This is a genomic window from Pseudomonas sp. RIT-PI-a, assembly GCF_001187875.1.
GTDB lineage: Bacteria > Pseudomonadota > Gammaproteobacteria > Pseudomonadales > Pseudomonadaceae > Aquipseudomonas > Aquipseudomonas coleopterorum.
Map to the genome: position 1 here is coordinate 124,364 of NZ_LGIR01000015.1, position 25,071 is coordinate 149,434.

Genomic DNA, 25,071 nt, shown 5'->3' on the forward strand with positions numbered 1-25,071 from the left:
GCCGGTCGATCAGCTGGCGACGATGTTGACCAGTTTACCTGGTACGACGATGACCTTGCGGATGGTCAGGCCGTCGGTGAAACGCAGCACGTTTTCGTTGACCCGTGCGGCGGCTTCGATCTCTTCGCGGCTGGCACTGGCAGGCATGTCGATCTGGCCGCGCAGCTTGCCGTTGACCTGGATGACCAACTGCAGACTGTCCTGCACCAGGGCCGATTCGTCCAATACAGGCCAGCCGGCATCGATTACCGCATCGGCGTGGCCCAGCTGCTGCCAGAGCTCGTGGCTGATGTGCGGCGTGATCGGTGCCAGCAGCAGGGTCACGGTTTCCAGACCTTCGTGCAGCAAGGCACGATCCTGAGCCGTGGCCTGCGGGGCCTTCTCCAGCACGTTCATCAGCGTCATCACCTGGGCGATGGCGGTGTTGAACTTGTGGTTCTGGCCCACATCCTGACTGGCCTGCTTGATCGCCAGGTGGATCGCGCGGCGAACGGCTTTCTGTTCGTCGTCCAGAGCTGCGACGTCGAGCGGGGCATGCGAACCCTGGCCGACATGTGCCTGCGCCAGACGCCAGACGCGCTTGAGGAAGCGGTGCGAGCCTTCCACGCCGGAGTCGGACCACTCCAGGCTCATGTCCGGTGGCGAGGCGAACATCATGAACAGGCGGCAGGTATCGGCACCGTACTGGTCGATCATCGATTGCGGATCGACGCCGTTGTTCTTCGACTTGGCCATCTTCTCGGTGCCGCCGATTTCCACCGGCAGGCCGTCGCTGATGAGCTTGGCCGAGACAACCTTGGCCTTGGCATCACGAACCAGCTCGACGTCGGCCGGGTTGAACCAGGTCTTGCTGCCGTTGGCTTCGAGACGGTAGTAGGTTTCGGCGATGACCATGCCCTGGGTGAGCAGGTTCTTGAACGGCTCGTTGGAGCTGACCAGGCCTTCGTCGCGCATCAGCTTGTGGAAGAAGCGCGCGTACAGCAGGTGCAGGATCGCATGCTCGATACCACCGATGTACTGATCCACCGGCAACCAGTGGTTGGCAGCGGCCGGATCGACCATGCCGCCTTCATAGTGCGGCGAAGCGTAACGGGCGAAGTACCAGGACGATTCCACGAAGGTGTCCATGGTGTCGGTTTCGCGCTTGGCCGGTGCGCCGCATTTAGGGCAGGTGCACTCGTAGAACTCGGGCATGCGCGCCAGTGGCGAACCGGCACCATCGGGGACCACGTCTTCGGGCAACACGACCGGCAGTTGATCCTCGGGGACCGGAACGTCGCCGCAGGCATCGCAGTGCACGATCGGGATCGGGCAGCCCCAGTAGCGCTGGCGGCTGATGCCCCAGTCACGCAGGCGGAACTGGGTGCGCGACTTGCCCAGGTCCTTCTTGATCAAGGCCACTTCGATGGCGTCGAAAGCGCCTTCGAAGTCGAGGCCGTCGAATTCCCCGGAGTTGATCAGCGGACCGTGCTCGTTGTAGGCCGCGACCCATGGCGCAGGCGTCAGGTCGCCCGCACTGGTGCGCACCACCGGCTTGATCGGCAGGTCGTACTTCAAGGCGAACTCGAAATCGCGCTCGTCGTGGGCCGGAACGGCCATGACCGCACCGTCGCCGTAGTGCATCAGTACATAGTTGGCGACCCAGACCGGCAGCTTCTCGCCGGTGAGCGGATGCTCGACGAACAGCGCGGTCGGCATCCCGCGTTTTTCCTGGGTAGCGACGTCGGCCTCGGCCACGCTGCCGCTCTTGCACTCCTCGATGAAGGCCTGCAGCGCGGCATCGGAGCGTGCGGCCAGGGTCGCCAGCGGATGTTCTGCGGCAACGGCAACGTAGGTGGCGCCCATCAGCGTGTCGGGACGTGTGGTGAACACCTTCAGCGTCCCGGCCTCACCGATCGAAGACTGATCGTAAGGGAACTGGACTTCCATGCCCTTGGACTTGCCGATCCAGTTGCGCTGCATGGTCTTGACCTGTTCCGGCCAGCCCGGCAGTTCGTCGAGGCTCTCCAGGAGCTCGTCGGCGTATGCAGTGATCTTGAAGTAGTACATCGGGATTTCGCGCTTCTCGATGAGCGCGCCCGAACGCCAGCCACGACCGTCGATGACCTGTTCGTTGGCCAGCACCGTCTGGTCGACCGGGTCCCAGTTCACGGTACCGTTCTTGCGGTAGATCACGCCTTTTTCGAACAGGCGGGTGAACAGCCATTGTTCCCAGCGGTAGTAGTCGGGCTTGCAGGTGGTGACTTCGCGCGACCAGTCGATGGCCAGGCCCAGGCTCTTGAGCTGGGTCTTCATGTAGGCGATGTTTTCGTACGTCCACTTGGCCGGCGCGACGTTGTTCTTCATGGCCGCGTTTTCCGCAGGCATGCCGAAGGCGTCCCAACCCATGGGCTGCAGGACGTTCTTGCCCTGCATGCGCTGATAGCGAGCGATCACATCGCCAATGGTGTAGTTGCGCACGTGCCCCATGTGCAGTTTGCCGCTGGGGTAGGGGAACATCGACAGGCAGTAGTACGTGTCCTTGCCTGGCTGTTCACTCACTTCAAAAGACTTCTTCGCATCCCAGAAGGACTGGGCGGCGGCTTCGATTTCGCGGGGCTGATAGAGTTCGTGCATGGCTACTTTGCGCTGAGAAATGGGTGACCTTATCCGGCAGCTGCTAAATAGGCTGAGCCTGTTGGCAAGGTACGATGATATTAAACGCCGTAGCATACATGACCCCCCTCTATCGAGGGAAACCTTGATTGCAGCTGCCACGGCTCGACCAAGCGCCTGGCGCGATCCGTTGGTCGCTGCAACCGACTGATTTTCCAGCCAGCGCTAAGCTTGGGGAGGATAGAGCGTTTTTTTCTGGAGTGAGGTGAGCCAATGGTAGAGCCGCATATCAAGGCCATGCAGCCTGATGTTTACGAACGTCTCATCGACCGTCTGGGGCTGGCCCTGGATGTGGCCCGAACAGCGGTTCGCCTGCGCGATGAAAAGCCTGCGGAACTGGAGTTGCGTGGCTTGAGCCGGGCCGAGTACGAATTGATCGACGCCTACCTGCATGTCTGTGGCGAGCGCGCCTTTGCCGAGCCGTCGGCGCCCACTGTGCCGGTACGCGAGGCATCGGCCAAGGTGTACTGGCTGCACGAGCGCGACCGACGCAGGTCGTCCATCGGCAGGCATGGCCGCGGGTATTCCGGGAAACCGTGAGCGCAGTTGTTCGCCAGCGCGGCAACGCTTAGGCTTCGGGCATTTTCTGGAGATGCCCGATGTTTTCACGTTTCATCCTCAAACAGTTGTTGCTGCCGCCCGGAATTTTTTTCGTCCTGTTGCTGGTCGCCTGGTGGCTGCGCCGTCGCTGGCCACGGTTGGCGGGCGCCTGCCTCGTCGCCGGATTAGGTGGGCTATGGCTGATGAGCCTGCCGGTGGTGATGCAGCAGGCGGCGAACTGGCTCGAAAGCGAACCGGCACTGCCAGTGCAGGGGTGGAGCACCTTGGCGCAGCGCGCCGACGCCATCGTGATTCTGGGAGCCGGTCGCGAGCGCGGCGACCCGGCCTGGGACGGCATCGATCAGCCGACCGGTGTCGCGCTCGAACGGGTCCGCTACGCGGCCAGGCTGGCCAAGGCGTCCGGGCTTCCGGTGCTGACTTCCGGTGGCCTGCACTATGGCTCGCCGCCCAGCGAGGCGTGGATCATGGCGCAGTCGTTGCGCGACGATTTCGGCACCTCGGCGCGCTGGATGGAAGAGCGCAGCCGCACGACCTGGGAGAACGCCGAGTTCAGCGCCCAGTTACTTGCTGAGCACGGCATCAAGCGTGTGGTGGTGGTCACTCAGGCCTGGCACATGCAGCGCTCGCGCTGGAGCTTCGAGCAGCACGGGCTGCAGGTGGTGCCAGCACCGGTGGGCTTTCTGGGTACCGACAATGCACGGCCGCTGGGAGGGTGGTTGCCTGAAAGCAAGGCCATCTGGCAGAACGGCCAGCTGCTCAATGAAGCGGTGGGGTTGGTGGGGTACAAGATGTTTTATCGGTGATCTCGAGGGCCTCTTCGCGGGCAGCACAAACACCATCAAACTTGGCCGGCAGCCCGTTTACGCAACAACGCCCACCCCAGCAGCAACACGCACACCACTGTCATCGGCCACGACCGCAGCTGCAGATAAGGCGTCAGACCCTGCATCGGCGTCACCTCGCCATACATCACCGCCTCCTCGAACTGCGGCACCTGGGTGGTGATGTTGCCGAACGGATCGATCAACGCAGTAACACCGTTGTTGGTGGCGCGGATCATCCAGCGGCCGGCCTCCAGCGCGCGCATTTGTGCCATCTGCAGGTGTTGCAGCGGACCTATCGAAGTGCCGAACCAGGTGTCGTTGCTGATCGTCAGCAGCAGGTCGCTGCGTGCGGCCATGCTCGCGGCCAACTCCGGATACACCACTTCGTAGCAGATGAACGGCGCGATCTGGTATCCCTTGGCCTGCAGCAACGGCTGGTCGGCCGGGCCGCGGGCGAAGTCGGACATGGGCAGGTCGAAGAACGCGATCAGGCCGCGCAGCAGATCCTGCAAGGGCACGTATTCGCCGAAGGGCACCAGCTTCTGCTTGCGGTACAAGCCTTCGCCGTCACCTACCACGGTAATGCCGTTGTAGAACCGGCGCTGACCGTCTTCCACCTGGCGAATGGGCACGCCGGTGATCAGTGCCGAATGCCGGTCGCTGGCAAACCTGCCCATCATCGCCAGATAGCCTTGAGCCGAGTCCATCAGTACCGGCACCGCCGTTTCCGGCCAGACGATGAGGTCCACGGGCTTGGAAACGAAGGTTTTGTCGCGATACAGCTGCAACTGGTGATCGACCGCTTCGGGGTTCCACTTGATGCTCTGGGCAATGTTGCCCTGGATCGCCGCCACGTTCAGCGGCTCGCCGGCCGGGGTCGTCCAGTTGTGGCCCTTGAATGCCTGGGCGAGGATCCACGGCGCCAGCAGCAACACCACAGCGCCCGCCAGCAATGGCTTGCGGTGGCGCAGGCGTGCAAGGTTGCACAACAGCGCCGCGGTCAAGGCGAGGGCGAAGGACACCAGCCACATGCCGCCCACTGGCGCCAGGCCGGCAAGCGGACCATGCAACTGGCTGTAGCCGCTGTACAGCCAGGGGAAACCGGTCAAAAACCAGCCGCGGAATGCTTCCTGGCCCAACCACAGCGCGGCAAAGGCCAGAGCGTCAGCCAATGGCGCATCGGTGCGCCGCAGCCAGCGCGCCCACACCCAGGCGGGCAGGGCGAAGAACAGCGCGACCGCAGCGACGAAGCCGAGCATCAGCAAGCCTGCCAACGCCACCGACGCGCCGCCATAAGTATGGATGCTGACGTAGATCCAGCTGGTACCGGCACCGAACAGACCGAAACCGTAGCACCAGCCACGGCCCAGCGCCTGGCGCGGTTTCAGCTCGCGCAGGCCGAGATAGAACAACGCCAGCGAAAGTAGGGCCAGCGGCCAGAGATCGAAGGGGGCCAGGAACAGCGGGGTCATCCCGCCGGCCGCCATGGCCAGCAGGTTACCGGGCCAGCCGGGGCGGGTGATCCAGCGCATTATTTTCCTTAACGAGGGGTCTGGGCAGATGCCTCAGCGGGCGATTGGCGTAAGGCGCAGCAAGTGGATGCGGCGGCTGTCGGCGTTGAGGATGCGAAAGCGCCAGGCACCGATTTCGGTCGTCTCGTTGCGCTTGGGCAGGTGGCCAAAGGCACTCATCACCAGGCCGCCGACGGTGTCGAATTCATCGTCGGAGAACTGGCTTTCGAAGAACTCGTTGAAGTTCTCGATCGGGGTCAGCGCCTTGATCAGGAAGTCACCGCTGGGCAGCGGCTTGATGTAGCTGTCTTCCTCGACGTCGTGCTCGTCTTCGATGTCGCCGACGATCTGTTCCAGCACGTCTTCGATGGCCCCCGGGCCCGCCACACCGCCGTATTCGTCGATCACGATGGCCATGTGGTTATGGTTGGCGCGGAACTCGCGCAGCAACACGTTCAGACGCTTGGACTCGGGCACGAAGGTGGCCGGGCGCAGCAGATCCTTGATGTTGAAGTTCGCGTGGTCGTTCTGCAGGATCAACGGCAGCAGGTCTTTGGCCAGCAGCACGCCGATCACGTCGTCGTGGTTCTCGCCGACCACCGGGTAGCGCGAGTGCGCAGCATCGATGACCGCCGGCAGAAATTCGTGCAGGGTCTGCGTGGACTTGATGCTGATCAGCTGCGAGCGCGGCACCATGATGTCGCGCACTTGCAGGTCGGCGACCTGGATGGCGCCTTCCACGATGGTCAATGCTTCGCTGTCCAGGAGCTTGTTCTGGTGCGCTTCGCGCAGCAGTTCCAGCAGTTCCTGGCGGTTCTTGGGCTCATGGGCAAAGGCCTGGGTCAGTTTACCCAACCATGACTTCTGCCCGTTGCTCGATCGATCTTCGCTCATAGCCCTTTACTCGTGATCCTTGCCAATTGCTTTGGTGGGGGTGTCGTCGACGTCTTCGTCGGCGGCATAGGGGTCCGGATGACCCAATTCTGCTAGCAACTCTCGTTCCAGCGCTTCCATTTCCTCGGCCTCATCGTCGTCAATGTGGTCGTAGCCCAGCAGGTGCAGGCAGCCGTGCATCACCAGGTGCGCCCAGTGTGCGTCCAGGGCCTTGCCCTGTTCGGCGGCTTCGCGCTCGACCACCGGGACGCAGATGACCAGGTCGCCCAGCAGCGGAATGTCGAGCAGGTCGTCGGGCACGTCTGCGGGAAATGAAAGCACGTTGGTTGCGTAATCTTTGTGACGATAGGTGAGATTCAGCTCGCGGCCTTCGGTTTCATCGACCAGGCGTATGGTCATTTCCGAATCGGCGCTGCGCTGGCGCAACGCCAGCTCGCACCAGCGGCGGAACTCGGCATCGCTCGGGCCAGGCGCGGTGCTGGCCCGTTGCAGGTCAAGCTCAAGCATCGCGGCGTTTGTCCCCGGCCTCGTTGACGGTGGCGGGCTGGGCGTCGAAACGCTCGTAGGCCTCGACGATGCGCTGCACCAGCGGGTGACGAACGACGTCCTTGGGCATGAAGTGGGTGAAGCTAATGCCCGGAACGTCCTTGAGCACTTCGATGACCTGGCCCAGGCCCGACTTGGTGCCCTTGGGCAGGTCGACCTGGGTGATGTCGCCGGTGATCACCGCGGTCGAGCCGAAGCCGATGCGGGTCAGGAACATCTTCATCTGTTCCACGGTGGTGTTCTGGCTCTCATCGAGGATGATGAAGCTGTTGTTCAGGGTGCGTCCGCGCATGTAGGCCAGTGGCGCGATCTCGATGACCTGTTTTTCGATCAGCTTGGCGACGTGTTCGAAGCCGAGCATTTCATACAGGGCGTCGTACAGTGGGCGCAGGTAGGGGTCGATCTTCTGGGCCAGGTCGCCGGGCAGGAACCCGAGCTTTTCGCCCGCTTCCACGGCAGGGCGCACCAGAAGAATGCGTCGAACCTGCTCGCGCTCCAGCGCATCGACGGCGGCGGCCACGGCCAGGTACGTCTTGCCGGTACCGGCCGGGCCGATGCCGAAGTTGATGTCGTTGCCCAGGATTTCCTTGACGTAGCGCTGCTGGTTCAAGCCGCGCGGCTTGATCATGCCCTTGCGGGTACGCAGCGCGACCGGCACTTCGCCCGAAGCCGGGTTGTACAGCTCCTCGACGGCCGATTCCTGCAAAAACAGGTGAACGGTGTCGGGGGACAACTCGGTGGCCTTGGTTTCCCGGTACAGGCGACGCAGCAGGTTTTCCGCCGAGCGCGTGTGCTGGGCGTCGCCGATCAGTTCGAACTGATTGCCACGGTTGCGAATTTCGATTTCCAGGCGCTGTTCGATCAAGCGCAGATGCTCGTCGAATTGTCCGCACAGGTTGGCGAAGCGGCGAGCCTCGAAAGGCTCGAGCAAGAAGCGATGTGGTTCGATAGGTGCGTTCAAGGTCGTATTCGGCCGCCCGACGGCAATTGAAATGAGTCCAAGGATAACCCCTGTCAGGGGCGGGGCGAAAGGGGCGAGCGGCGAATGGCGCTCGCCGCCTCCTTGTAGGAGCGGCCATCGGCCGCGCAGGGTTCGCCGTGGTGCGGCTGTCAGGCCAGCAGTTCACCACGCAGGGAGTGGGGCCGGGCCTCGGCGATGTGGATGTCGACGAACTGGCCGATCAGTCGGGCATCCGAGCAGGTGAAGTTGACGATACGGTTGTTCTCGGTACGCCCCTGCAACTGGCCCGGATCCTTGCGCGAATAATCGGTGACGAGGATGCGCTGGGTGGTCCCGACCATCTGCCGGCTGATCTCGAACCCTTGCTGATTCAAGCGATGCTGCAAGGCATCCAGGCGCTGTTTCTTCACCGCCTCGGGCGTGTCATCGGCCAGGTCGGCCGCAGGTGTGCCGGGCCGCTGGCTATAGATGAAGGAATACGAGAAATCCATGCCCACGTCGGCGACCAGTTTCATGGTCTGCTCGAAGTCTTTCTCGGTCTCGCCGGGGAAACCGATGATGAAGTCCGAGCTGATGCAGATGTCCGGCACCGCTGCCTTGAGCTTGCGCAACTTGGACTTGTATTCCAGCACCGTGTGCCCGCGCTTCATCGCGGCCAGCACGCGGTCCGAACCGGACTGCACCGGCAGGTGCAGGTGTTTCACCAGCTGCGGCACTTCGGCGTGGGCCAGGATCAGGCTGTCGGAAAACTCCAGCGGGTGCGAAGTGGTGTAGCGGATGCGCTCGATCCCGTCGATCTGGGCGACCACGCGGATCAGCTCGGCGAGATCGGCCAGGCGACCGTCGTGGGTCTGGCCTCGGTAGCCGTTGACGTTCTGGCCCAGCAGGGTGACTTCGCGCACGCCGTTGTCGGCCAGGTGCATGACCTCGGCCAGAACGTCGTCGAAGGGCCGGCTGACCTCTTCGCCACGGGTATAGGGCACCACGCAGAAGGTGCAGTATTTGCTGCAGCCTTCCATCACCGACACGTAGGCGGTCGGTCCGTCGATACGCGGTTCGGGCAGGTGGTCGAACTTCTCGATCTCGGGGAAGGAAATATCCACCTGCGGCAGGCGGGTGATGCGCGCTGCGTCGATCATCTCGGGCAGTCGGTGCAGGGTCTGCGGGCCGAACACCACGTCGACGTAGGGCGCGCGGTCGCGGATGGCCTCGCCTTCCTGGCTGGCCACGCAGCCGCCCACGGCGATGACCATTTCCGGCTTGGCCAGCTTGAGCTCGCGCCAGCGACCCAACTGCGAATAGACGCGGTCCTGGGCACGCTCGCGAATCGAACAGGTGTTGAGCAGAATCACGTCGGCATCTTCGGCGCGGGCCGTGACTTCCAGGGCTTGATGTTCACCCAGCAGGTCGACCATGCGCGAGCTGTCGTACTCGTTCATCTGGCAGCCGTGGGTTTCGATGTAAAGCTTCTTGGCCATTAGGTGATCATCAAGTGGTTCAAAGAACCGCGCATTATAGTGTCCGTGGTCGGTGGTTCCTAGCATTGCCTGTCGGGCGGCTATGCTATAGTTTTCGCCCTCTTTAAAGCTCACGACCTTGTATCTGCCGACGATGACCAAACGCGAAGCTCCAATCTACAAAGTGATTTTCCTCAATCAGGGCCAGGTATTCGAGATGTACGCCAAGCAGATCTACCAGAGCGATCTGTGGGGGTTTCTGGAGGTCGAGGAATTTGTCTTTGGCGAGCGCACCACCGTGGTCGTCGACCCCAGCGAAGAAAAGCTCAAGGCGCAGTTCGAAGGCGTCACGCGCAGCTTCGTGCCGATGCATTCGATCGTGCGGATCGATGAGGTCGAGCGTCTGGGCACGCCGAAGATCAGCGAGGCGCGCATGACTGGCAACGTGATGCCCTTCCCCATGCCGATGCCCGACAAGTAACCGCTCGCCGGACAGCGACCGGGCTCAGGGCAGGGGGGCGAAGGGCGAGCGGCTGCCGCCGTCGGCGGTCTGCAGTTCGAGCAGGTATTTGCGGAAAATCTGCCCCAGCACCTGGGTGGCCACTTCGAGGTCTTCGCGGCGCATCTGCCCGGACACCTCGTCGGCCACGTCCAGCGCATCCTCAGCGCCGTTGACCGCGGCCATCTTCAGTACGATGTAGGCCTGGATATTGTTGGCCGCCACGCCCTCACCCTTGAAGAACATGGTCCCCAGGTGATACTGCGCTTCGGCATGGCCTTGCAGGGAGGCCTGTTCGAAATAGCTCAGGGCCTGATTGAGGTCGCGCTCGGTGCGCGTGCCGTCGTAGTAGAACTGACCCAGCTCGAATTGGGCCTGCGCGTCGCCGTCCTTGGCCGCCTGCTGACAGGCAGCTAGCGCTGCGGGCAACGCCTGGGCAGAAGTATTGAGGGTGCAGCGACCCACCGCCGGGATCAACAACGAATTGCCGCCTGCGGTAGCCATTAGCGGCTGAAGAAGCAACAGGCAGCCCAATGCAAGGGCGCGGCCGGTGCGGTTCATGGGGATCGACTTACCTCTGCGGAATGCGGGCGGACCCGACGTGGAAACGTTGCCGGTGCTTCATTATGAAATAAGCGGGGGGGCGGTTACAAAGTCTTTACTCGTTTTTCTGCGATATCGTCCAGATGGTCAGACTTCACAGGGACAAGCGGCCGTTGGAAGGCGCGATCATGTGAACGGCTGGAAGGGGTGACAAGGCTATCTGTAGGAGCGGTCAGTGGCCGCGAAAGCTCATGCGCGGCAAATCTGACACTGCGCGGTGAATTCTTCGCGGCCACTGACCGCTCCTACAGGATGACTATTCCCGGTTTGGACTTACTTCAGCGCGGCGAACGCTTTCTCGGCAGCATCCAGGGTGATCTTCAGTTCCGCATCGCCGTGGGCGATGGAGGTGAAGCCTGCTTCGAACGCGCTCGGCGCCAGGTACACGCCGCCGTCGAGCATCAAATGGAAGAAGCGCTTGAAGCGCTCGGCATCGCTGCTCATGACGTCTTCGAAGGTGACGATGTCGTCGGCGCCGCTGAAGTACAGGCCGAACATGCCGCCCGCCTGGGTGGTCACGAACGGGATGCCTGCGGCATCGGCTCGCTGCTGCAGGCCATCGAGCAGGCGGGCGGTGTAGTCGCTCAGCTCGTCGTGAAAGCCTGGACGGCTGATCAGGTTCAGGGTGGTCAGGCCGGCGGCCATGGCCAAGGGATTGCCCGACAGCGTGCCAGCCTGGTAGACCGGGCCCAGCGGCGCGATGTGCGACATGATCTCGCGCTTGCCGCCGAAGCAGCCCACGGGCATGCCGCCACCGATGATCTTGCCGAACGTGCTCAGGTCGGGCGTGACGCCGTAGTACGCCTGGGCGCCGCCCAGGGCCACGCGGAAACCGGTCATCACTTCGTCGAAGATCAGCACTACGCCGTACTGGTCGCACAAGCGACGCAGGCCTTCCAGAAAACCGGGTGCCGGCGGTACGCAGTTCATGTTGCCCGCAACGGGTTCGACGATGATGCAGGCCACTTCATCGGCGACGTCGGCCAACATCTGCTCCACTGCAGCAATGTCGTTGAACGGCAGGGTCAGGGTATGTTTGGCGAACGCCGCCGGCACGCCGGGCGAGCTGGGCACACCGAGGGTGAGGGCGCCGGAGCCGGCCTTGACCAGCAGGCTGTCGGAGTGGCCGTGGTAGCAACCTTCGAACTTGATGATGCTGTCGCGACCGGTGAAACCACGGGCCAGACGAATGGCACTCATGGTCGCCTCGGTGCCCGAGCTGACCATGCGCACCATTTCCATGGATGGCACGATGGCGCAGACCAGGTCGGCCATCTGGGTTTCCATTTCGGTCGGCGCGCCGTATGACAAACCATGTTCGAGCTGCTTGCGCACGGCGTCGAGCACGTCCGGATGGCTGTGACCCAGAATCATCGGCCCCCAGGAACCGACGTAGTCCACGTAGCGCTTGTCGTCTTCGTCGGTGACATAGGCGCCGGCAGCGTGCTTGAAGAACAGCGGCGTGCCGCCGACGCTCTTGAAGGCACGCACGGGCGAGTTGACGCCGCCGGGGATGTGCTTCTGGGCATTGGCGAACAGGGTTTCGGAACGGGACATAGATGGACTCTCTTGCATCAGGCAGTTTCGAACAACGCGTTCAGAGCGCGGGCGCGGCGGGTGACTTCCTGGGCCGTGTCGGCGCCGAACAGCGCATGCACCACGGCCAGCAGGTCGGCACCGCAGGCCACCAGCGGCGCAGCGTTGTCCAGGGTGATGCCGCCAATGACGGCAATCGGCAATTTCAATTCGGCCCGCGCCTGGCTCAACAGTTCAATGCTGGCAGGCGATGCGTCGGGCTTGGTCTGGGAGGCGAAGAAGCGGCCAAAGGCGACGTAGCTCGCCCCTTCGCGGGCCGCCTGGCGCGCCAGGTCGAGGTTGGCATGGCAGGTGCTGCCGATGATCGCCTTGCGCCCCAGCAGGGCGCGGGCTGGAGTCAACGGACCATCGGTCTGGCCCAGGTGCACGCCGACGTTGAGTCGCGCGGCCAGTTCGGCGTCGTCGTTGATGATCAGGTGCGCCTTGTAGCGCTCGCACAGCTGACGCAGTTTTTCCGCTTCGCGCAGGCGACGGGCTTCGTCGTTGCTCTTGTCACGGTACTGCAGCATCGTGATGCCGCCATCCAGGGCGGCCTCGACGTACTTGAGGAACTTGCCGGCCAACAGCTGGCTGTCGGTGATGGCGTAGACGCCACGTAAGTTCATCGCTTGGGCCTCGGGCAGGGGGCGGAGATTTGGCTCAAGAGCAGAAATCCAGGGGCAGGCGACGGGGCACGAATTGCCCGTGGCCCAGTTGCTCGGCGTCGCGCAGGGTACGCCAGGTGTAGTCGAGGGCCGACTGCACGGCGCTTTCCAGGCCTTCGCCCAGGGCCAGGCGACCGGCCAGAGCACTGGCCAGGGTGCACCCGGAGCCGTGGTAGCTGCCGGGCAGGCGCTGGCAGGTGAAGGTGCGACGGCTGCCGTCGCGGCTGTACAGGCGGTTGTGCACTTCGTGCTCGTCGCCGTGGCCGCCGGTGATCAGCAGGTGCTTGCAGAACGGCAGCAGTTTTTGCGCGCATTCGTCGGCGCTGCCCTCGGGCAGGTCGGCGAGGATGCGTGCCTCGGGCAGGTTCGGCGTGGCGATGGTGGCCAGCGGCAGCAGCCGCTCGCGCATCGCATAGCCGACCTCGTCCTTGCCCAGACTGCCGCCACCGCCGGCCCGCAAAACCGGGTCGCAGACCATCGGCAGATGAGGGTGGGCCGACAACAGCTCGACCACGGTCGCGACCATGTCCACCGAGCCGAGCATGCCCAGCTTGACCGCCGCCACCGGCGAATCGCTGAGCACGGCATTGGCCTGGGCCAGGATCCATTCGCGGTCGAGCACACGGAAATCGCTGACGTTGACGGTGTTCTGCACGGTCAGCGCGGTAACCGTCGGCGCGGCATGGCAGCCCTGGGCAAGCAGGGCTTCGATATCTGCCTGCAGGCCGGCGCCGCCACTGGGGTCGTGGCCGGAGAGACAGAGGACAACGGGGCGGGAGCTATAGATATTCATGGTGCGCGAGCTTATCACGGCGCACGGCGTTGTAGCAGGGCTGCAAGCGCTGGGCAGGGTGCCCTGATGACTGGTTCGATGGACAGGGTTCGCGCTTTGTACGGTGCCTCTGTATCATATTGACATTACACTCTGACAGGTTCCGAAAGCAGTGGCCCAGAGCCGACTGAGGGAACATTGCGCACCGCCCGTCGTGCACGCAGACGCTGTGCTAGAGTCATTCGATATCGATAACAGGCTGTGCCGATTGCATCGAACCAAAGGGAATGGGGGCTTCCCGATGCGATCAGGTGTGCCACGCTGGGGCTGTATGCGCTATTTGCTTATCCTGATCATGGCCTTGCTGCCCATGCTGGCGTGTGCAGTCGACTTCGACGAGACCACGCGCAGCCTTGCGCTCGGCCGCTCGATGCAGGTCTACGAAGACGTGGCCGGCGATGCGACCATCGAGCAGATCACCCGCGACCTGGCCCCGGCCTTCCGTCAGCACCATGCCGACGTGCTCAATGCGGGCTATTCGAAGTCGGTGTTCTGGCTGCGTATCGATCTGCGCTATGTGCCGCGTGTCGACAGATCACCCCATAGCTGGCTGCTGGAGCTGGCGTATCCGCCGATGGATCACCTGGAACTGTACCTGCCCGATGCCGCCGGCCAGTACCACTTGGTGCAGCGAACCGGCGATGCGTTGCCGTACGACAGCCGCCAGATCAAGCAGAACAACTACCTGTTCGAAGTGCCTTTCCAGCCCGATGAAGCCAAGACGGTGTACCTGCGCCTGCACAGCCAGGGCTCGGTCCAGGCGCCGGTAAGCCTGTGGTCGGCCAATGCGTACCTGGAGGCGCAGCCTTCACGGCTGTACGTGCTCGGGCTGATCTACGGCGTGCTGCTGGGCATGCTGGTGTACAACCTGTTCATCTTCCTCAGCGTGCGCGACCGCAGCTATCTCTACTACATCGTCTATATCGCCTCATTCGGGCTCTACCAGGTGTCGGTGAACGGCGCCGGGGTCGAGTATTTCTGGCCGAACAACCCGTGGTGGGCCAACGCCGCCACGCCGTTCTTCATCGGCGCGGCCGGGTTCTTCGGCTGCCTGTTCTCGCGCAGTTTCCTACAGACCGCCCGCCACAGTCGTTGGATGGATCGACTGCTGATCGGTCTGATGGTGTACGGCGCCGTGGTCATGGCGCTGTCGCTGTCGACCAGCTACGCCTTGGCGTTGCGCCTGGCCACCGCGCTGGCGCTGTGTTTCACCGTGGTGATCTTCACCGCCGGTATCGTCGCCTGGTTGCGCGGCATGCGCCTGGCGCGCTATTTCATCATTGCCTGGAGCGCGTTCCTGCTGGGCGGCATCGTCAACACCCTCATGGTGTTGGGTTACCTGCCCAATGTGTTCATCACCATGTACGCCAGCCAGCTTGGCTCGGCGCTGGAGGTCGGCCTGCTGTCGCTGGCGCTGGCCGACCGCATCAACGTGCTGCGCGACCAGCAGGCACAGACCCTCAAGGAAGCCGGGCTCAAGCTTGAACTGGCGAACCAGGAGCTGGCGGCGAGCAACCGCTTGAAGGATGAGTTCCTGGCTACTGTCACCCACGAACTGCGCACGCCGATGAATGGCGTGATCGGCTCGCTGGAACTGATGCAGACCGTACCCATGGGGCCGGAGCTGGCCCAGTATCAACACACGGCAGCAGGCTCGGCGCGGGACATGATGCGCATGGTCGACGACATTCTGATCCTGACCGAACTGCAGGCCGGGCGGCTCTATCCGCGCAACGAGCCGTTCAGCCTGCAGGCGTTGCTCGACAGCATGCAGATGCAGTTCAGTCGCCAAGCCCATGCCAAGGGGCTGGCGTTCACCGTCGAGCGCGCCGCGGGGTTGCCCGATCGTCTGCGGGGAGACGTCAAGAAACTCGCGCTGTGCCTGGCCTGCCTGATCGACAACGGCATCAAGTTCACCCGCGAAGGCAGCGTCAACGTGCGGGTCAGCGGCGGCGAGCCGCAGGACGATCACCTGCAGGTCGTCTTCAAGGTCAGCGACAGCGGCATCGGCTTCACGCATCGTGACGAAGAGACGCTCTATCAGCGCTTCTACCAACTCGATGGTTCCATGACCCGCGAATACGGCGGGCTGGGCATCGGTCTGGCGATCTGTCGGCAATTGGCCGGGCTGGTGGGTGGTCAACTTCATCACCAGTCCGAGCCCGGACGCGGCAGCTGTTTCGAATTCAGCGTGCGTCTGGGGGTGGTCGAAGCCCATCCGGGCCGTGCCTTGAGCACCAGTGCCGGTGCCTTCGGTACCCAGCGCGCCGCCCACGAATGCACCGTGTTGCTGGTGGACGACAACAGCGTCGACCAGTTGGTCGTTCGCGGCATGCTGCTCAAGCTCGGCTATCGGGTACGGACCGCTGAGGACGGTTCAGGCGCATTGGCCCTGCTGGCGCGCGAGCGGTTCGATGCGGTGCTGATGGAGTGCAGCCTGCCGACCCAAAGCGCCCTGCAGACCATCCGCGCGCTGCGCAGCCTGCCAGGGTGCGAGCGGCTGCCGGTGCTGGCGATCATCGATGTCGGCCAGCAGGGGCAGCGCGAGCGGTGCCTGGAGGCAGGTGTGTCGGTGTGTCTGGCGCGTCCGGTGCGCTTCGAAGAACTGCAGGCGCTGTTGCATGGCTGCGTCCTCGCTCAGCCCAAGCCCCTCTCGGTGCTGGCTGCAGATGCTCCGACTGGAGCGGCTCCGGCATAACCCGGGACGTGTCACGGGGGTGCCTTTCATCGGCATTGCAGGCAAGATGCAAGACTGCCAGATCAGCCAGGACATGCCCCATGAGTAATGCCCCAGACTTCGTAGTTGTGGAAACTGCCGAACAAGCCGTGGATCGGTTGGCGGAGCTGCACGAACGGGCCACCCGCGCCCTGAGCCAGGCACTCAAGCGCTACCTCAAGGATCGCAGCGAGCCGGATGCGGCCGAACGTGACCTGTTCCGCTACCCCGAACTACGCCTGACCTACGCCTACAACGGCGAATTGCCGGCCATCACCCGCGCCTACGCCAAGGTCAACCTGCCCGGTGTCTATTCGGTGACCGTGACCCAGCCTGCGGCCTTCCGCGGCTATCTGCTGGACCAGTTGCGGCCCTTGATGCGCGACTTCGCGGTGACCATCGAAGTCGGTGTCAGCGAACAGAACATCCCTTACCCCTACGTAGTCGACCAGGGCGACGAGCTGGCCGGCAGCGGTGTGACCGCCGCAGCGCTGGCGCGAGTGTTCCCCAGCACCGACCTGTCCGCTGCCACCGACGGTATCGCCGACGGCCTGTACGATTGGGCCACGGCCGATCCGCTGCCGCTGGCGCTGTTCGATGCCGCGCGGGTGGATTTCTCCCTGCGCCGTTTGATCCACTACACCGGCAGCGACTGGAAGCATGTGCAGCCCTGGATCCTGCTGACCAACTATCACCGCTACGTCGACCAGTTCGTCACCCACGGCCTGGAGCAGCTGCGCAACGACCCACGCTTCGTGCGCCTGGTGATGCCGGGCAACGTGATCATCGAAAAGAGCATGGACAACGGTGAAGCCCAGGCGCTGGTGGCCAGCGTGGTCTGGCACCGCTACCAGATGCCGGCCTACCACCTGATCGCCGAGGACGGCGATGGCGTGACCCTGGTGAACATCGGCGTCGGCCCCTCGAATGCCAAGAACATCACCGACCACCTGGCCGTGCTGCGCCCGCATTGCTGGTTGATGATCGGCCACTGTGGTGGCCTGCGTCAGTCGCAGACCATAGGCGACTACGTCCTGGCCCACGCCTACATGCGCCAGGACGGGATTCTCGATCGGGTCCTGCCGCCCAACATCCCCATCCCGGCCCTGGCCGAAGTGCAGCTGGCCTTGCAGGAAGCGGCGGCGCAAGTCACCGGCGAGCGCGGCGATGACCTCAAGAAGCGCCTGCGCACCGGCACCGTGCTGACCTACGACGACCGCAACTGGGAACTGCGCTGGGCCCAGGAGCGGCCGCTGATCAACCTGTCGCGCGCCGTGGCGGTGGACATGGAAAGCGGCACCATCGCCGCTCAGGGCTATCGCCTGCGGGTGCCCTACGGCACCTTGCTGTGCGTGTCCGACAAGCCGCTGCACAGCGAGATCAAGCTGCCGGGTTCGGCCAACGCCTTCTATAACCGTGCGGTCAGCCAGCACCTGAACATCGGCATCGCTGCCTTGAACCTGCTGCGCAGCCAGCTCAATTCGCTGCACTCGCGCAAGCTGCGCAGCTTCGACGAGCCACCGTTCCGCTGACAGGTTTGCCGTGGCGGGCAAGGGCCTCTAGCATGAGCGCTCTTGCCCGTACGAAAGCCTTTTGTCATGCCTTTGCCTCCTCGCTCCAAGCAACGTCCCGCCGCCGGTAAACGCCGCGTGGCCAAGGCGCCACCTGCCCAACCTCGGCTGGTGCTGTTCAACAAGCCGTTCGATGTGCTGACCCAGTTCAGCGACGGTGAGGGGCGCGCGACCTTGAAGGATTTCATCGACATCGCCGGGATCTACCCAGCCGGCCGTCTGGACCGCGACAGCGAAGGGCTGTTGTTGCTGACCAACGATGGACAACTGCAGGCGCGCATCGCCGACCCGAAGCACAAGCTGGCCAAGACCTATTGGGTGCAGGTCGAAGGCGTGCCCGACGAGGCGCAATTGCAGCGTTTGCGCTGCGGGGTGGAACTCAACGATGGCATGACCTTGCCCGCCGAGGCGCGGTTGCTGGATGAGCCGGACCTGTGGCCGCGCGATCCGCCCGTGCGCTTTCGCAAGAGCGTGCCGACCCATTGGTTGGAACTGGTGATCAAGGAAGGGCGCAACCGTCAGGTGCGGCGCATGACGGCGGCGGTGGGCTTGCCGACCCTGCGTCTGGTACGGGTGCGCATCGGCGACTGGAGCCTCGAGGGCCTGGGACAGGGCGAATGGCGCGAGGTGCCCGCCAGTCTGTAGCAAGCCCCGCCCCCTGTGGGAGTGGGCTCTGCCCGCGAGGATCTGCCCGCCTGCCTCAGGCCCTGCCCCCTGTGGGAGCGGGCTCTGCCCGCGAAGATCTACCAGCCTGCCTCAGGCCTCAGCCTTGGCTACGCAGATGAGTCAACGGCAGTTCAGTGCTGGCCATGACCTGGTTGAGCACGAAGCTGGAACGCACGCTGGTCACCCCTTCGATCCGCGTCAGGTGGCCCAGCAGCAGCTTTTGATAGTGGTCCATGTCCGGCACTACTACCTTGAGCTGATAGTCGGCATCCATGCCGGTCACCAGGCTGCATTCGAGCACCTGCGGCAGTCCGCGAATGGCCGCTTCGAAGGTTTCGAAACGTTCCGGGGTGTGGCGGTCCATGCCGATCAGCACATAGGCGGTCAGGCTCAACCCCAGCTTCTTGCGGTCCAGCAGAGCGACCTGGCGGGAAATGTAGCCGTCGTCTTCGAGCTGCTTGACGCGCCGAGAGCAAGGCGACGGCGAGAGACCAATGCGTTCGGCCAGTTCCTGGTTGGAAATGCGCGCGTCACGCTGCAATTCAGCCAGGATGCTCAAATCATAGCGATCAAGTTTGCTCATCAAATCTGCCTTCGTGTTTTGCGTTGCGGCAAATTATCCATGCGAAGGCAAAAATTGCGCAAGTGCTGTGTAAATCAGCAATGTTCGCAATCGGCTGCCGCACCTGCGGCGCTATAGTTATCCACAGAATCACTGCCCGGACATGAGTCCACTGCGATCCGCTCAATCAGGCGGGTTGCGGCCACCACCCCCACCGGGGTTGCGCTGGCCCCCGGGCTGCACACTGCCCAGAAGGCGGCGTGAGGTGAGCCGACGTCACAAGCGTCGAGCAGGGACAGAGTTCGAAAGAGGAGGCCGACGGGTCTCCTTTTTTTTCGCCTGCGAAACGGTAGTGAGTGTGGCGTTGTGGGTCAGTCATGAAGTGGCTGCTTGTGCCGATAACCTGTGCAGGTCCCTGACGGGATCTTCACAGAACCGCGTTCGGGTTTGTCAGTCTGATGATGAGTAGCTCACCTTATCTTGCGAGGAACAGCATGAAATCGCCCCTCTGGCGTCTTGCCGGTGTCGCTGCGCTCTGCCTGGCCGTAGGCGCGCCGGCGTATGCGGAAGGTCCGCAGGATCAGTTGCGCGGCAGCTCCAACGGCGGCCAGCGCGGGCCGGGCGGGGGCAACGCCGGGCCGGGTCAGCAACCCGGGGGTGGTCAGTATCGGCCGCAGCCCGGTGGCAATCAGGGCCAGTGGCAAGGGCGGCCTGTGCAGGGCAATCAGGGGCAGTGGCAAGGCCGGCCAGGCGGCAATTCGAACCAGTGGCAGGGCAACAGGCCGGAACAGGGTCGCCCAGAACAGGGTCGCCCGGAGCAGGGTCGCCCCGAAGGTGGCCAGCAGGACAATCGGCCGCCGATCATCGGCAAGCCTGACGAAGTGCGCCAGACTCAGGCGCCGTTGCGGGGCAGCTACCCGGACCTGCGTCGCGACAACGACCGGCGCTGGGAAGGCGGTCGTGATCGCTGGCCCGGTGAGCACGGTGGCGGTTGGGGCCCCGGCCCGCAGTATCGTCCGGGGCAGGTGATCGACCGTTTCCCCGGCCAGAATTATCGCGTGCCGTATCGAGGCCAGGATTATTACTATTCGGGTGGGTATTGGTACCGACCCCAGGGCCCGCGGTACGTTGTGATCGAGCCACCGCGCGGCGTTCGAGTGCGCGTGCTGCCCGATTACGCGCAGCGCATGTGGATCGGCAGTTCGGTGTTCTTCGTGGCGGCGGGAACTTACTACCAGTGGGTCGATAACACCCAGGAATATGTAGTGGTGAATCCGCCGGTGAATGCCAGCATTCCACAGCCGGCGCCGACCTTGACCAGCTACGACGTCGCGGCGTATCCGGCCCAGGGCCAGAGTCCGCAGCAGATTGCCCAGGATCAATACGAGTGCAAGCGCTGGGCCGTGGAACAAAGCCGCTTCGACCCCGCCAGCGCCACCTATGCGCCATCGCCCGAAGTGGTCAGCGTGTATCGGCAAAGCCTCGCCAACTGCTTCGCGTCACGCGGCTACACGGTGAATTGATCGCGTACCGACGCAGCTTGCGCCGCAGCCACAAGGCACCGCGTTCTGCCTGACACACCGCATCCACCGCCGACGCGGCTTGCGCCGCTGCTACAGGGGGCGTACGTTTACGGGGCGCCGCGATCCCCTGTAGCAGCGGTGCAAGCCGCGTCCGGGAGCACTGCGGTTTTGCAGGCTGACCGCGTTTCTCTCAAATGGGATCGGCGTGAACCAGAACTTCGGCGCGTGGGTACTGGCTTTCGATGGCCGCTTCCACGTCCTCGCAGATGCCGTGGGCCTCGGCCAAAGATAACTGCCCCGGCAACTCCAGATGCACCTGCACGAACCAATGGTTGCCCGACATGCGCGTGCGCAGGTCATGAGCACCGAGCACCCCCGGCACATTGCACGCCAACGCCAGCATCTGTTCGCTGACATCCAGCGGCAGCTCCTGGTCCATCAGGATCGCCGTGCTTTCGCGGGCGATGTGCACCGCACTCCACAGAATGTACAGCGCAATGCCCAGGCCAAAGAAGGCATCCAACTGCGGCCAGCCATAGCTGGCCAGGACCAGCGCCACCAGGATGCTGCCGTTGAGCAGCAGGTCCGAACGATAATGCAGCGAGTCCGCGCGCACAGCCGTCGAACCGGTTTCGCGGATGACCTTGTATTGCAGGGCCAACAGCGCCACGGTCAGGGCCAGGGAAAGGATCATCACCGCGATGCCCACCCCCGCAGCGCCCAGCGGCTGGGGATCCTGCAACTGCTTCCACGCCTGATAACCGATCAGCACGGCGCTGGACCCGATGAACAACGCCTGGGCCATCCCCGCCAAGGCCTCGGCCTTGCCGTGCCCATAACGATGATCATCGTCGGCAGGACGCAGCGCATAGTGCACCGCCAGCAGATTGAGAAACGACGCCGCACCGTCGAGCACCGAATCGGTCAGCCCCGCCAGCAGGCTCACCGAACCACTGAGCCACCAGGCCACGGCCTTGGCCACGATGAGAATGCTGGCCACCGCCAGCGACGCCCGTGTCGCGAGGCGAAGCAGGCGCGCATGTTCCTTGCTGGTTGGCATCGCAATCCTTAAGCGGCGGGCTTCAGACCATACATGGCCAGCTGTTCGACACTGCCCTTGTGCTGGATCAGGCGTGGATCGTCGAGCGGCAGGCTGCGGCCCAGTTCGGTTTCAAGAATGGCCTGCAGTTTCAGGTTGTCCACCTTGCCATCGCGACCGACCGCTGGCTGCAGTTTTTCCGGCGAAATCTGCGCGGTCTTACCGTCGTTGAGGTAGATCGCGCCCGTGGCGAAGTCCACGCCGAAGGCGATCAACCCGGGAATCACATAGAACAGGATCCCGATGGCATCCAGCGCCGCCACGACCGGGTCGATACGGCCTTCGATCTGCCCGCGCCGATCGGGCCAGAACAAGGTGCCGCAAGCGGTCAACTGGGTCATCAGGGCAGCGGCAACGGCGCCGCAGAGCAAACGTTGGGGAATACGCATGTACATCTCCGAAAGTCAGGGCTCAAAGATACAAGCAAATGGCCAGAGCCAACAGCAGGACCGCTCGATGGACAGTTTTGAGTAGTCACGTTCGTTACTGTAATGGAAACGGCGGCATCCATCGACTAGCCGTGCGGTGGTCGCCTCGAAGGCGGGTGTCCTCGTGCGGCCGGCTGAAGCGCGTCAGGTTGATCAATCTTTAATCCAGGAATCTTTTACGTCGGACACCTGGAGCTTAAATGTGTCGGGTGGCGAAGCAGTTACGATAAATGCAGGTGCCGTCAGTTTCAGTTGGGCGATGTACCATTTTTTTTAATATGGAGAATTGTGTATAAAGATTATCTGGAAAAATACCTTGTGAAGTGTTGTGGATAAACTAAGGTTCAAAATAGCTTTCGAGTCCGTCAACGCACCTCAGAAGGGGCATATCATGGTCGCCTACATATCAGCTGAAAAATACTTGTCATTGAAAAACGTTCAAGGTAGCCGCGTCGAACTTCCTGCACCTTCGATTGATGAAGCCGTCGATGGTGTCATCAGTGCCGATGCGCTGCAGCAGGGTTTGACGCTTCGCGTCCCCGACACAGAATTGCCTGATAAAACGGCCGATGTCATAGCTCTTGGCTATAAGGAGATAAAATTCTATAACACGCGTAGCCAGAATGGACAGTTTCCACCGATTCATATGCCCGCCAGTGAGGCGCTGCAACTGAAGGGTGAGAGGATTGAATTGCGTTATTCCTTTAACGGCATTGTTCGATCCGAGTCCAGCTTTTATGATTTTGCCGTCAAGCTGCACGAAGTCCAGGTACCGGCTGCAGAAGGCTATATCATTCCTTGGTCTGCTACGGCTACCAGACTCGAACTAATAGTTCTTCCCTACGATGAGATGAAAGCAGAAGACACCGTAAGCGTGTATTTGATAGGTGAGAGGGGCGTAGGCGGCTTCGTCCGGCATATCGAAGTGGAAAGTCACGATGTTGGCCAGCCACTCAGTGTCGTGGTTGATGGCGACGTGGCCAGGTTGGCGGGTAATACGCATGTTCATATCTGGTACACCGTAAGCAACGCCGGTCTGGAGCGAAAGGGTCCCGTAGCGACTTACCGGGTGCGGGGGGATGTGGTTCTGGAAGTTGCACGCTCTAATGATAACGAGCTGATGTCCGGAGAGTTTCGAGTGTTCCCCGCCCAGAAGCAAGTTTTGACAATGCTACCGCCTTTGCAAATGACGCAGGGGGCGCGGCAGGTAATCTTGGTAATTCCGAAATTTCGAAACAGCATAGGCTTCAATTATGACATGCAGGCGCGAGTCTATGACGGCCAGGTACCATTCGAAGTGGCTTATCCCCAACAGGAAATAGATGAGGGTTTGCATGTCTACAGCTTTTCCGAACTTGTGGACGGTTCGATAGTGTCGGCGCCCTTTACGCGATTCATAGGTGTCTAATGTTCTATTTTTAAATTCTCGGTAGGGTTGAGTGCATGTTTGCGTGGCTGTGCTGCGCGAGGAGTTTGGTATGAGTAAGTTGATAAATTCCAGTGATTTCGTTAACCGTTATTCCCTGTCCGGTAAAGCTTCGCAGTCGGGGCATGTAACGATTGACGGTGCGGTAGATAATTTCGTGTCAGCTGAGCAGTTGACGTCGGATCTAATCGTTTTGGCGACGGCCCCGGCCCATTGGAACAGGGACGATCCCGTCGGATTTTTCATGGATTGGGAGGAGCGTGGCGGAGGGGAACCCGTCATCTGGATTCCTGCAGATTGGAAGGTTGGCACACAAGTATCGGCCGTGCTCAAGGCCGAGCTCGCAAGCAGTTTCGCTAATCAACATGTCATTCTGCAGCTGGCCCTGAATCCCTCCGAAGGCGAGTACCTGGGTACAGACCCGACACTCTTTGACTTTGACGTGGCGACCCCGTGCGTGCGCATCGTCGGAGCCGTTGGGAATTGGGAAGGGCGGATACCGGCTTCCGTTGCTGGGCAGGGGGCGGACTTGTTACTAAGGCTGGGGCCTGATCGCCAAGCAGGCGAGATCGTCTCTCTATATGGGGCGGGCTCAGCGCCGGGCGGTAGCTGGGTCGAACACATCGAAATCAAGGAAGCTGATCTGCAAACAGGTCTGCGCGTGCATTTATCTCCTGAAGTACTTACACCCTTGGTCGGTGGGCACTTGACGATTTTCTACACTGTGCTGGTTCTAGGCAATCACATACAAGGCCGTCAGAGTACGTTCGAGGTCGAAAGTCACCAGCCCAGGCCCTTCTTTCCTAGCCAGAAGCGTGAAGGTCCAAGAGACAGTGGTTCTTTCGATGAGGATCTGGATGCGTTCATCCAGCCTTATGAAGGCATGGCAGCCAAAGATCGGCTGACATTCAGTGTCGGTGTGGGGTCCGATAAGATCATGACTCAGTACTGGCTCTACAGTGAGCGTGTTGTTCAACCGGAAGAGGTAGGTCAAGCATTGCACTGGCATGTGCCGCGCGCGCTTTTGCCTATCAATTCCGGCGTGCTAAGTGTGCTCATCGAACGAGGTTCAGGTTTGCCCGTCATTGGCCTTATGGATTTCAAATTCGCATGACACCTACAGGGCATTCGATCAGGAGGTCGATCTCTGACGTCCGGTAATCATGCCGGGCGTAGCTCCCCAGTGATGCGCTTATTTGACCTGCGGTCTACCGCGCAGTCTACTGGGGCGTTTTGCGATTCCGCATTCGCGCCCTTTGACCCATGGCCCAAAGTGTTTCATGACCTCGACTACAGGCTCCAAGCGCCGTCCGTCAGCGGTGAGTTCATATTCAACCGTGACAGGCACGGTGGGAAGTACCGTGCGTTTCACGAGCCCCGCTTCCTCGAGCGCACGTAAATCCAGGGTCAGCATTCGTTGCGAGATAACGTGGATGTCTCGCCTGAGCGCAAAGCCGACATTCACTTCGACGATTTGCATAACCTCCGTGCCTGGTA

The 25,071-nt window shown here is 62.3% G+C and carries 23 protein-coding genes; 9 read left to right on the top strand and 14 right to left on the bottom strand.

Annotated elements, in window-relative coordinates; all coding sequences use genetic code 11:
• Positions 1-9: 9 nt before the first annotated feature.
• A complete protein-coding gene (leuS, locus tag AC788_RS12115; RefSeq protein ID WP_049860850.1) occupies positions 10-2,616 on the bottom strand; it encodes a leucine--tRNA ligase in 2,607 nt (868 codons plus the stop codon).
• A 252-nt stretch (positions 2,617-2,868) separates the two neighbouring features.
• Here leuS and AC788_RS12120 point away from each other — a divergent pair, with 252 nt between their 5' ends.
• On the top strand, positions 2,869-3,195 hold the full coding sequence (locus AC788_RS12120) for a hypothetical protein (protein WP_049860851.1): 327 nt from the start codon (positions 2,869-2,871) through the stop codon (positions 3,193-3,195).
• Positions 3,196-3,254: 59 nt separating this feature from the next.
• Entirely contained in the window at positions 3,255-4,019 is a 765-nt protein-coding gene (locus tag AC788_RS12125; protein WP_049860852.1) for a YdcF family protein, read from the top strand.
• A gap of 35 nt (positions 4,020-4,054) precedes the next feature.
• On the opposite strand, the gene lnt is transcribed toward AC788_RS12125, so the two are convergent.
• From lnt to miaB, 5 genes are all read right to left on the bottom strand, one after another.
• Positions 4,055-5,572 (bottom strand): apolipoprotein N-acyltransferase, encoded by a 1,518-nt coding sequence (gene lnt, locus AC788_RS12130; RefSeq protein WP_049860853.1) that lies wholly within the window; start codon positions 5,570-5,572, stop codon positions 4,055-4,057.
• Positions 5,573-5,605: 33 nt separating this feature from the next.
• Positions 5,606-6,445: an HlyC/CorC family transporter gene (locus AC788_RS12135; protein ID WP_049860854.1), complete on the bottom strand. Its 840-nt coding sequence runs from the start codon at positions 6,443-6,445 to the stop codon at positions 5,606-5,608.
• A gap of 6 nt (positions 6,446-6,451) precedes the next feature.
• The gene (ybeY, locus tag AC788_RS12140; RefSeq protein ID WP_049860855.1) at positions 6,452-6,952 is read right to left on the bottom strand and encodes an rRNA maturation RNase YbeY; all 501 of its coding nucleotides are present in this window, start codon (positions 6,950-6,952) and stop codon (positions 6,452-6,454) included.
• Positions 6,945-7,952, bottom strand: coding sequence for a PhoH family protein (locus tag AC788_RS12145; RefSeq protein ID WP_049860856.1), 1,008 nt, complete (start codon positions 7,950-7,952; stop codon positions 6,945-6,947). Before AC788_RS12145 ends, ybeY begins: the two co-directional genes overlap by 8 nt.
• A gap of 149 nt (positions 7,953-8,101) precedes the next feature.
• Complete coding sequence (miaB, locus tag AC788_RS12150) at positions 8,102-9,430, bottom strand: tRNA (N6-isopentenyl adenosine(37)-C2)-methylthiotransferase MiaB (RefSeq protein WP_043192685.1); 1,329 nt, start codon at positions 9,428-9,430, stop codon at positions 8,102-8,104.
• A 133-nt stretch (positions 9,431-9,563) separates the two neighbouring features.
• On the opposite strand from miaB, the gene AC788_RS12155 reads away from it, so the two are divergent.
• A complete protein-coding gene (locus AC788_RS12155) occupies positions 9,564-9,890 on the top strand; it encodes a DUF1820 family protein (protein WP_043192686.1) in 327 nt (108 codons plus the stop codon).
• A 24-nt stretch (positions 9,891-9,914) separates the two neighbouring features.
• On the opposite strand, the gene AC788_RS12160 is transcribed toward AC788_RS12155, so the two are convergent.
• The 4 genes from AC788_RS12160 to AC788_RS12175 form a co-directional block, all read right to left on the bottom strand.
• Positions 9,915-10,469, bottom strand: coding sequence for a tetratricopeptide repeat protein (locus AC788_RS12160; protein WP_049860857.1), 555 nt, complete (start codon positions 10,467-10,469; stop codon positions 9,915-9,917).
• A 315-nt stretch (positions 10,470-10,784) separates the two neighbouring features.
• Entirely contained in the window at positions 10,785-12,068 is a 1,284-nt protein-coding gene (gene hemL / locus AC788_RS12165) for a glutamate-1-semialdehyde 2,1-aminomutase (RefSeq protein WP_049860858.1), read from the bottom strand.
• 17 nt (positions 12,069-12,085) lie between these two features.
• Positions 12,086-12,712 (bottom strand): thiamine phosphate synthase, encoded by a 627-nt coding sequence (gene thiE / locus AC788_RS12170; RefSeq protein WP_049860859.1) that lies wholly within the window; start codon positions 12,710-12,712, stop codon positions 12,086-12,088.
• Between the two features lie 34 nt (positions 12,713-12,746).
• Positions 12,747-13,544 carry a hydroxymethylpyrimidine/phosphomethylpyrimidine kinase gene (locus AC788_RS12175; protein WP_049860860.1) on the bottom strand — a complete coding sequence of 266 codons (798 nt, stop codon included), beginning with the start codon at positions 13,542-13,544 and terminating at the stop codon, positions 12,747-12,749.
• Between the two features lie 310 nt (positions 13,545-13,854).
• Here AC788_RS12175 and AC788_RS12180 point away from each other — a divergent pair, with 310 nt between their 5' ends.
• The 3 genes from AC788_RS12180 to AC788_RS12190 all read left to right on the top strand — a co-directional run bounded on the left by AC788_RS12180 (position 13,855) and on the right by AC788_RS12190 (position 18,515).
• Complete coding sequence (locus tag AC788_RS12180) at positions 13,855-16,281, top strand: hybrid sensor histidine kinase/response regulator (protein WP_049860861.1); 2,427 nt, start codon at positions 13,855-13,857, stop codon at positions 16,279-16,281.
• 80 nt (positions 16,282-16,361) lie between these two features.
• Complete coding sequence (gene amn / locus AC788_RS12185; RefSeq protein ID WP_049860862.1) at positions 16,362-17,831, top strand: AMP nucleosidase; 1,470 nt, start codon at positions 16,362-16,364, stop codon at positions 17,829-17,831.
• 117 nt (positions 17,832-17,948) lie between these two features.
• Entirely contained in the window at positions 17,949-18,515 is a 567-nt protein-coding gene (locus AC788_RS12190) for a pseudouridine synthase (RefSeq protein WP_161804300.1), read from the top strand.
• 118 nt (positions 18,516-18,633) lie between these two features.
• Here AC788_RS12190 and AC788_RS12195 read toward each other — a convergent pair whose 3' ends face one another.
• On the bottom strand, positions 18,634-19,119 hold the full coding sequence (locus AC788_RS12195; protein ID WP_049860864.1) for an Lrp/AsnC family transcriptional regulator: 486 nt from the start codon (positions 19,117-19,119) through the stop codon (positions 18,634-18,636).
• Positions 19,120-19,592: 473 nt separating this feature from the next.
• On the opposite strand from AC788_RS12195, the gene AC788_RS12200 reads away from it, so the two are divergent.
• Positions 19,593-20,621 carry a DUF6515 family protein gene (locus tag AC788_RS12200; RefSeq protein WP_049860865.1) on the top strand — a complete coding sequence of 343 codons (1,029 nt, stop codon included), beginning with the start codon at positions 19,593-19,595 and terminating at the stop codon, positions 20,619-20,621.
• A 190-nt stretch (positions 20,622-20,811) separates the two neighbouring features.
• On the opposite strand, the gene AC788_RS12205 is transcribed toward AC788_RS12200, so the two are convergent.
• The gene (locus tag AC788_RS12205; RefSeq protein ID WP_049860866.1) at positions 20,812-21,681 is read right to left on the bottom strand and encodes a cation diffusion facilitator family transporter; all 870 of its coding nucleotides are present in this window, start codon (positions 21,679-21,681) and stop codon (positions 20,812-20,814) included.
• An 8-nt stretch (positions 21,682-21,689) separates the two neighbouring features.
• The gene (locus tag AC788_RS12210; protein ID WP_049860867.1) at positions 21,690-22,109 is read right to left on the bottom strand and encodes a hypothetical protein; all 420 of its coding nucleotides are present in this window, start codon (positions 22,107-22,109) and stop codon (positions 21,690-21,692) included.
• A 430-nt stretch (positions 22,110-22,539) separates the two neighbouring features.
• Here AC788_RS12210 and AC788_RS12220 point away from each other — a divergent pair, with 430 nt between their 5' ends.
• Complete coding sequence (locus tag AC788_RS12220) at positions 22,540-23,556, top strand: hypothetical protein (RefSeq protein WP_152965743.1); 1,017 nt, start codon at positions 22,540-22,542, stop codon at positions 23,554-23,556.
• A 70-nt stretch (positions 23,557-23,626) separates the two neighbouring features.
• The gene (locus AC788_RS12225; protein ID WP_049860870.1) at positions 23,627-24,688 is read left to right on the top strand and encodes a hypothetical protein; all 1,062 of its coding nucleotides are present in this window, start codon (positions 23,627-23,629) and stop codon (positions 24,686-24,688) included.
• 78 nt (positions 24,689-24,766) lie between these two features.
• On the opposite strand, the gene AC788_RS12230 is transcribed toward AC788_RS12225, so the two are convergent.
• Entirely contained in the window at positions 24,767-25,054 is a 288-nt protein-coding gene (locus AC788_RS12230; RefSeq protein WP_049860871.1) for a winged helix-turn-helix transcriptional regulator, read from the bottom strand.
• Positions 25,055-25,071: the final 17 nt, after the last annotated feature.

What these genes read in the sequence shown, in the direction of transcription:
- AC788_RS12155 (WP_043192686.1), top strand. Translation starts at nt 9,564, where the DNA reads ATGACCAAACGCGAAGCTCCAATCTACAAAGTGATTTTCCTCAATCAG.
- thiE (WP_049860859.1), bottom strand. Translation starts at nt 12,712, where the DNA reads ATGAACTTACGTGGCGTCTACGCCATCACCGACAGCCAGCTGTTGGCC.
- AC788_RS12195 (WP_049860864.1), bottom strand. Translation starts at nt 19,119, where the DNA reads ATGAGCAAACTTGATCGCTATGATTTGAGCATCCTGGCTGAATTGCAG.
- AC788_RS12135 (WP_049860854.1), bottom strand. Translation starts at nt 6,445, where the DNA reads ATGAGCGAAGATCGATCGAGCAACGGGCAGAAGTCATGGTTGGGTAAA.
- AC788_RS12180 (WP_049860861.1), top strand. Translation starts at nt 13,855, where the DNA reads ATGCGCTATTTGCTTATCCTGATCATGGCCTTGCTGCCCATGCTGGCG.
- AC788_RS12160 (WP_049860857.1), bottom strand. Translation starts at nt 10,469, where the DNA reads ATGAACCGCACCGGCCGCGCCCTTGCATTGGGCTGCCTGTTGCTTCTT.
- leuS (WP_049860850.1), bottom strand. Translation starts at nt 2,616, where the DNA reads ATGCACGAACTCTATCAGCCCCGCGAAATCGAAGCCGCCGCCCAGTCC.
- AC788_RS12210 (WP_049860867.1), bottom strand. Translation starts at nt 22,109, where the DNA reads ATGCGTATTCCCCAACGTTTGCTCTGCGGCGCCGTTGCCGCTGCCCTG.
- AC788_RS12125 (WP_049860852.1), top strand. Translation starts at nt 3,255, where the DNA reads ATGTTTTCACGTTTCATCCTCAAACAGTTGTTGCTGCCGCCCGGAATT.
- AC788_RS12220 (WP_152965743.1), top strand. Translation starts at nt 22,540, where the DNA reads ATGGTCGCCTACATATCAGCTGAAAAATACTTGTCATTGAAAAACGTT.
- lnt (WP_049860853.1), bottom strand. Translation starts at nt 5,572, where the DNA reads ATGCGCTGGATCACCCGCCCCGGCTGGCCCGGTAACCTGCTGGCCATG.
- amn (WP_049860862.1), top strand. Translation starts at nt 16,362, where the DNA reads ATGAGTAATGCCCCAGACTTCGTAGTTGTGGAAACTGCCGAACAAGCC.
- miaB (WP_043192685.1), bottom strand. Translation starts at nt 9,430, where the DNA reads ATGGCCAAGAAGCTTTACATCGAAACCCACGGCTGCCAGATGAACGAG.
- hemL (WP_049860858.1), bottom strand. Translation starts at nt 12,068, where the DNA reads ATGTCCCGTTCCGAAACCCTGTTCGCCAATGCCCAGAAGCACATCCCC.
- AC788_RS12225 (WP_049860870.1), top strand. Translation starts at nt 23,627, where the DNA reads ATGAGTAAGTTGATAAATTCCAGTGATTTCGTTAACCGTTATTCCCTG.
- AC788_RS12205 (WP_049860866.1), bottom strand. Translation starts at nt 21,681, where the DNA reads ATGCCAACCAGCAAGGAACATGCGCGCCTGCTTCGCCTCGCGACACGG.
- ybeY (WP_049860855.1), bottom strand. Translation starts at nt 6,952, where the DNA reads ATGCTTGAGCTTGACCTGCAACGGGCCAGCACCGCGCCTGGCCCGAGC.
- AC788_RS12175 (WP_049860860.1), bottom strand. Translation starts at nt 13,544, where the DNA reads ATGAATATCTATAGCTCCCGCCCCGTTGTCCTCTGTCTCTCCGGCCAC.
- AC788_RS12230 (WP_049860871.1), bottom strand. Translation starts at nt 25,054, where the DNA reads ATGCAAATCGTCGAAGTGAATGTCGGCTTTGCGCTCAGGCGAGACATC.
- AC788_RS12120 (WP_049860851.1), top strand. Translation starts at nt 2,869, where the DNA reads ATGGTAGAGCCGCATATCAAGGCCATGCAGCCTGATGTTTACGAACGT.
- AC788_RS12200 (WP_049860865.1), top strand. Translation starts at nt 19,593, where the DNA reads ATGAAATCGCCCCTCTGGCGTCTTGCCGGTGTCGCTGCGCTCTGCCTG.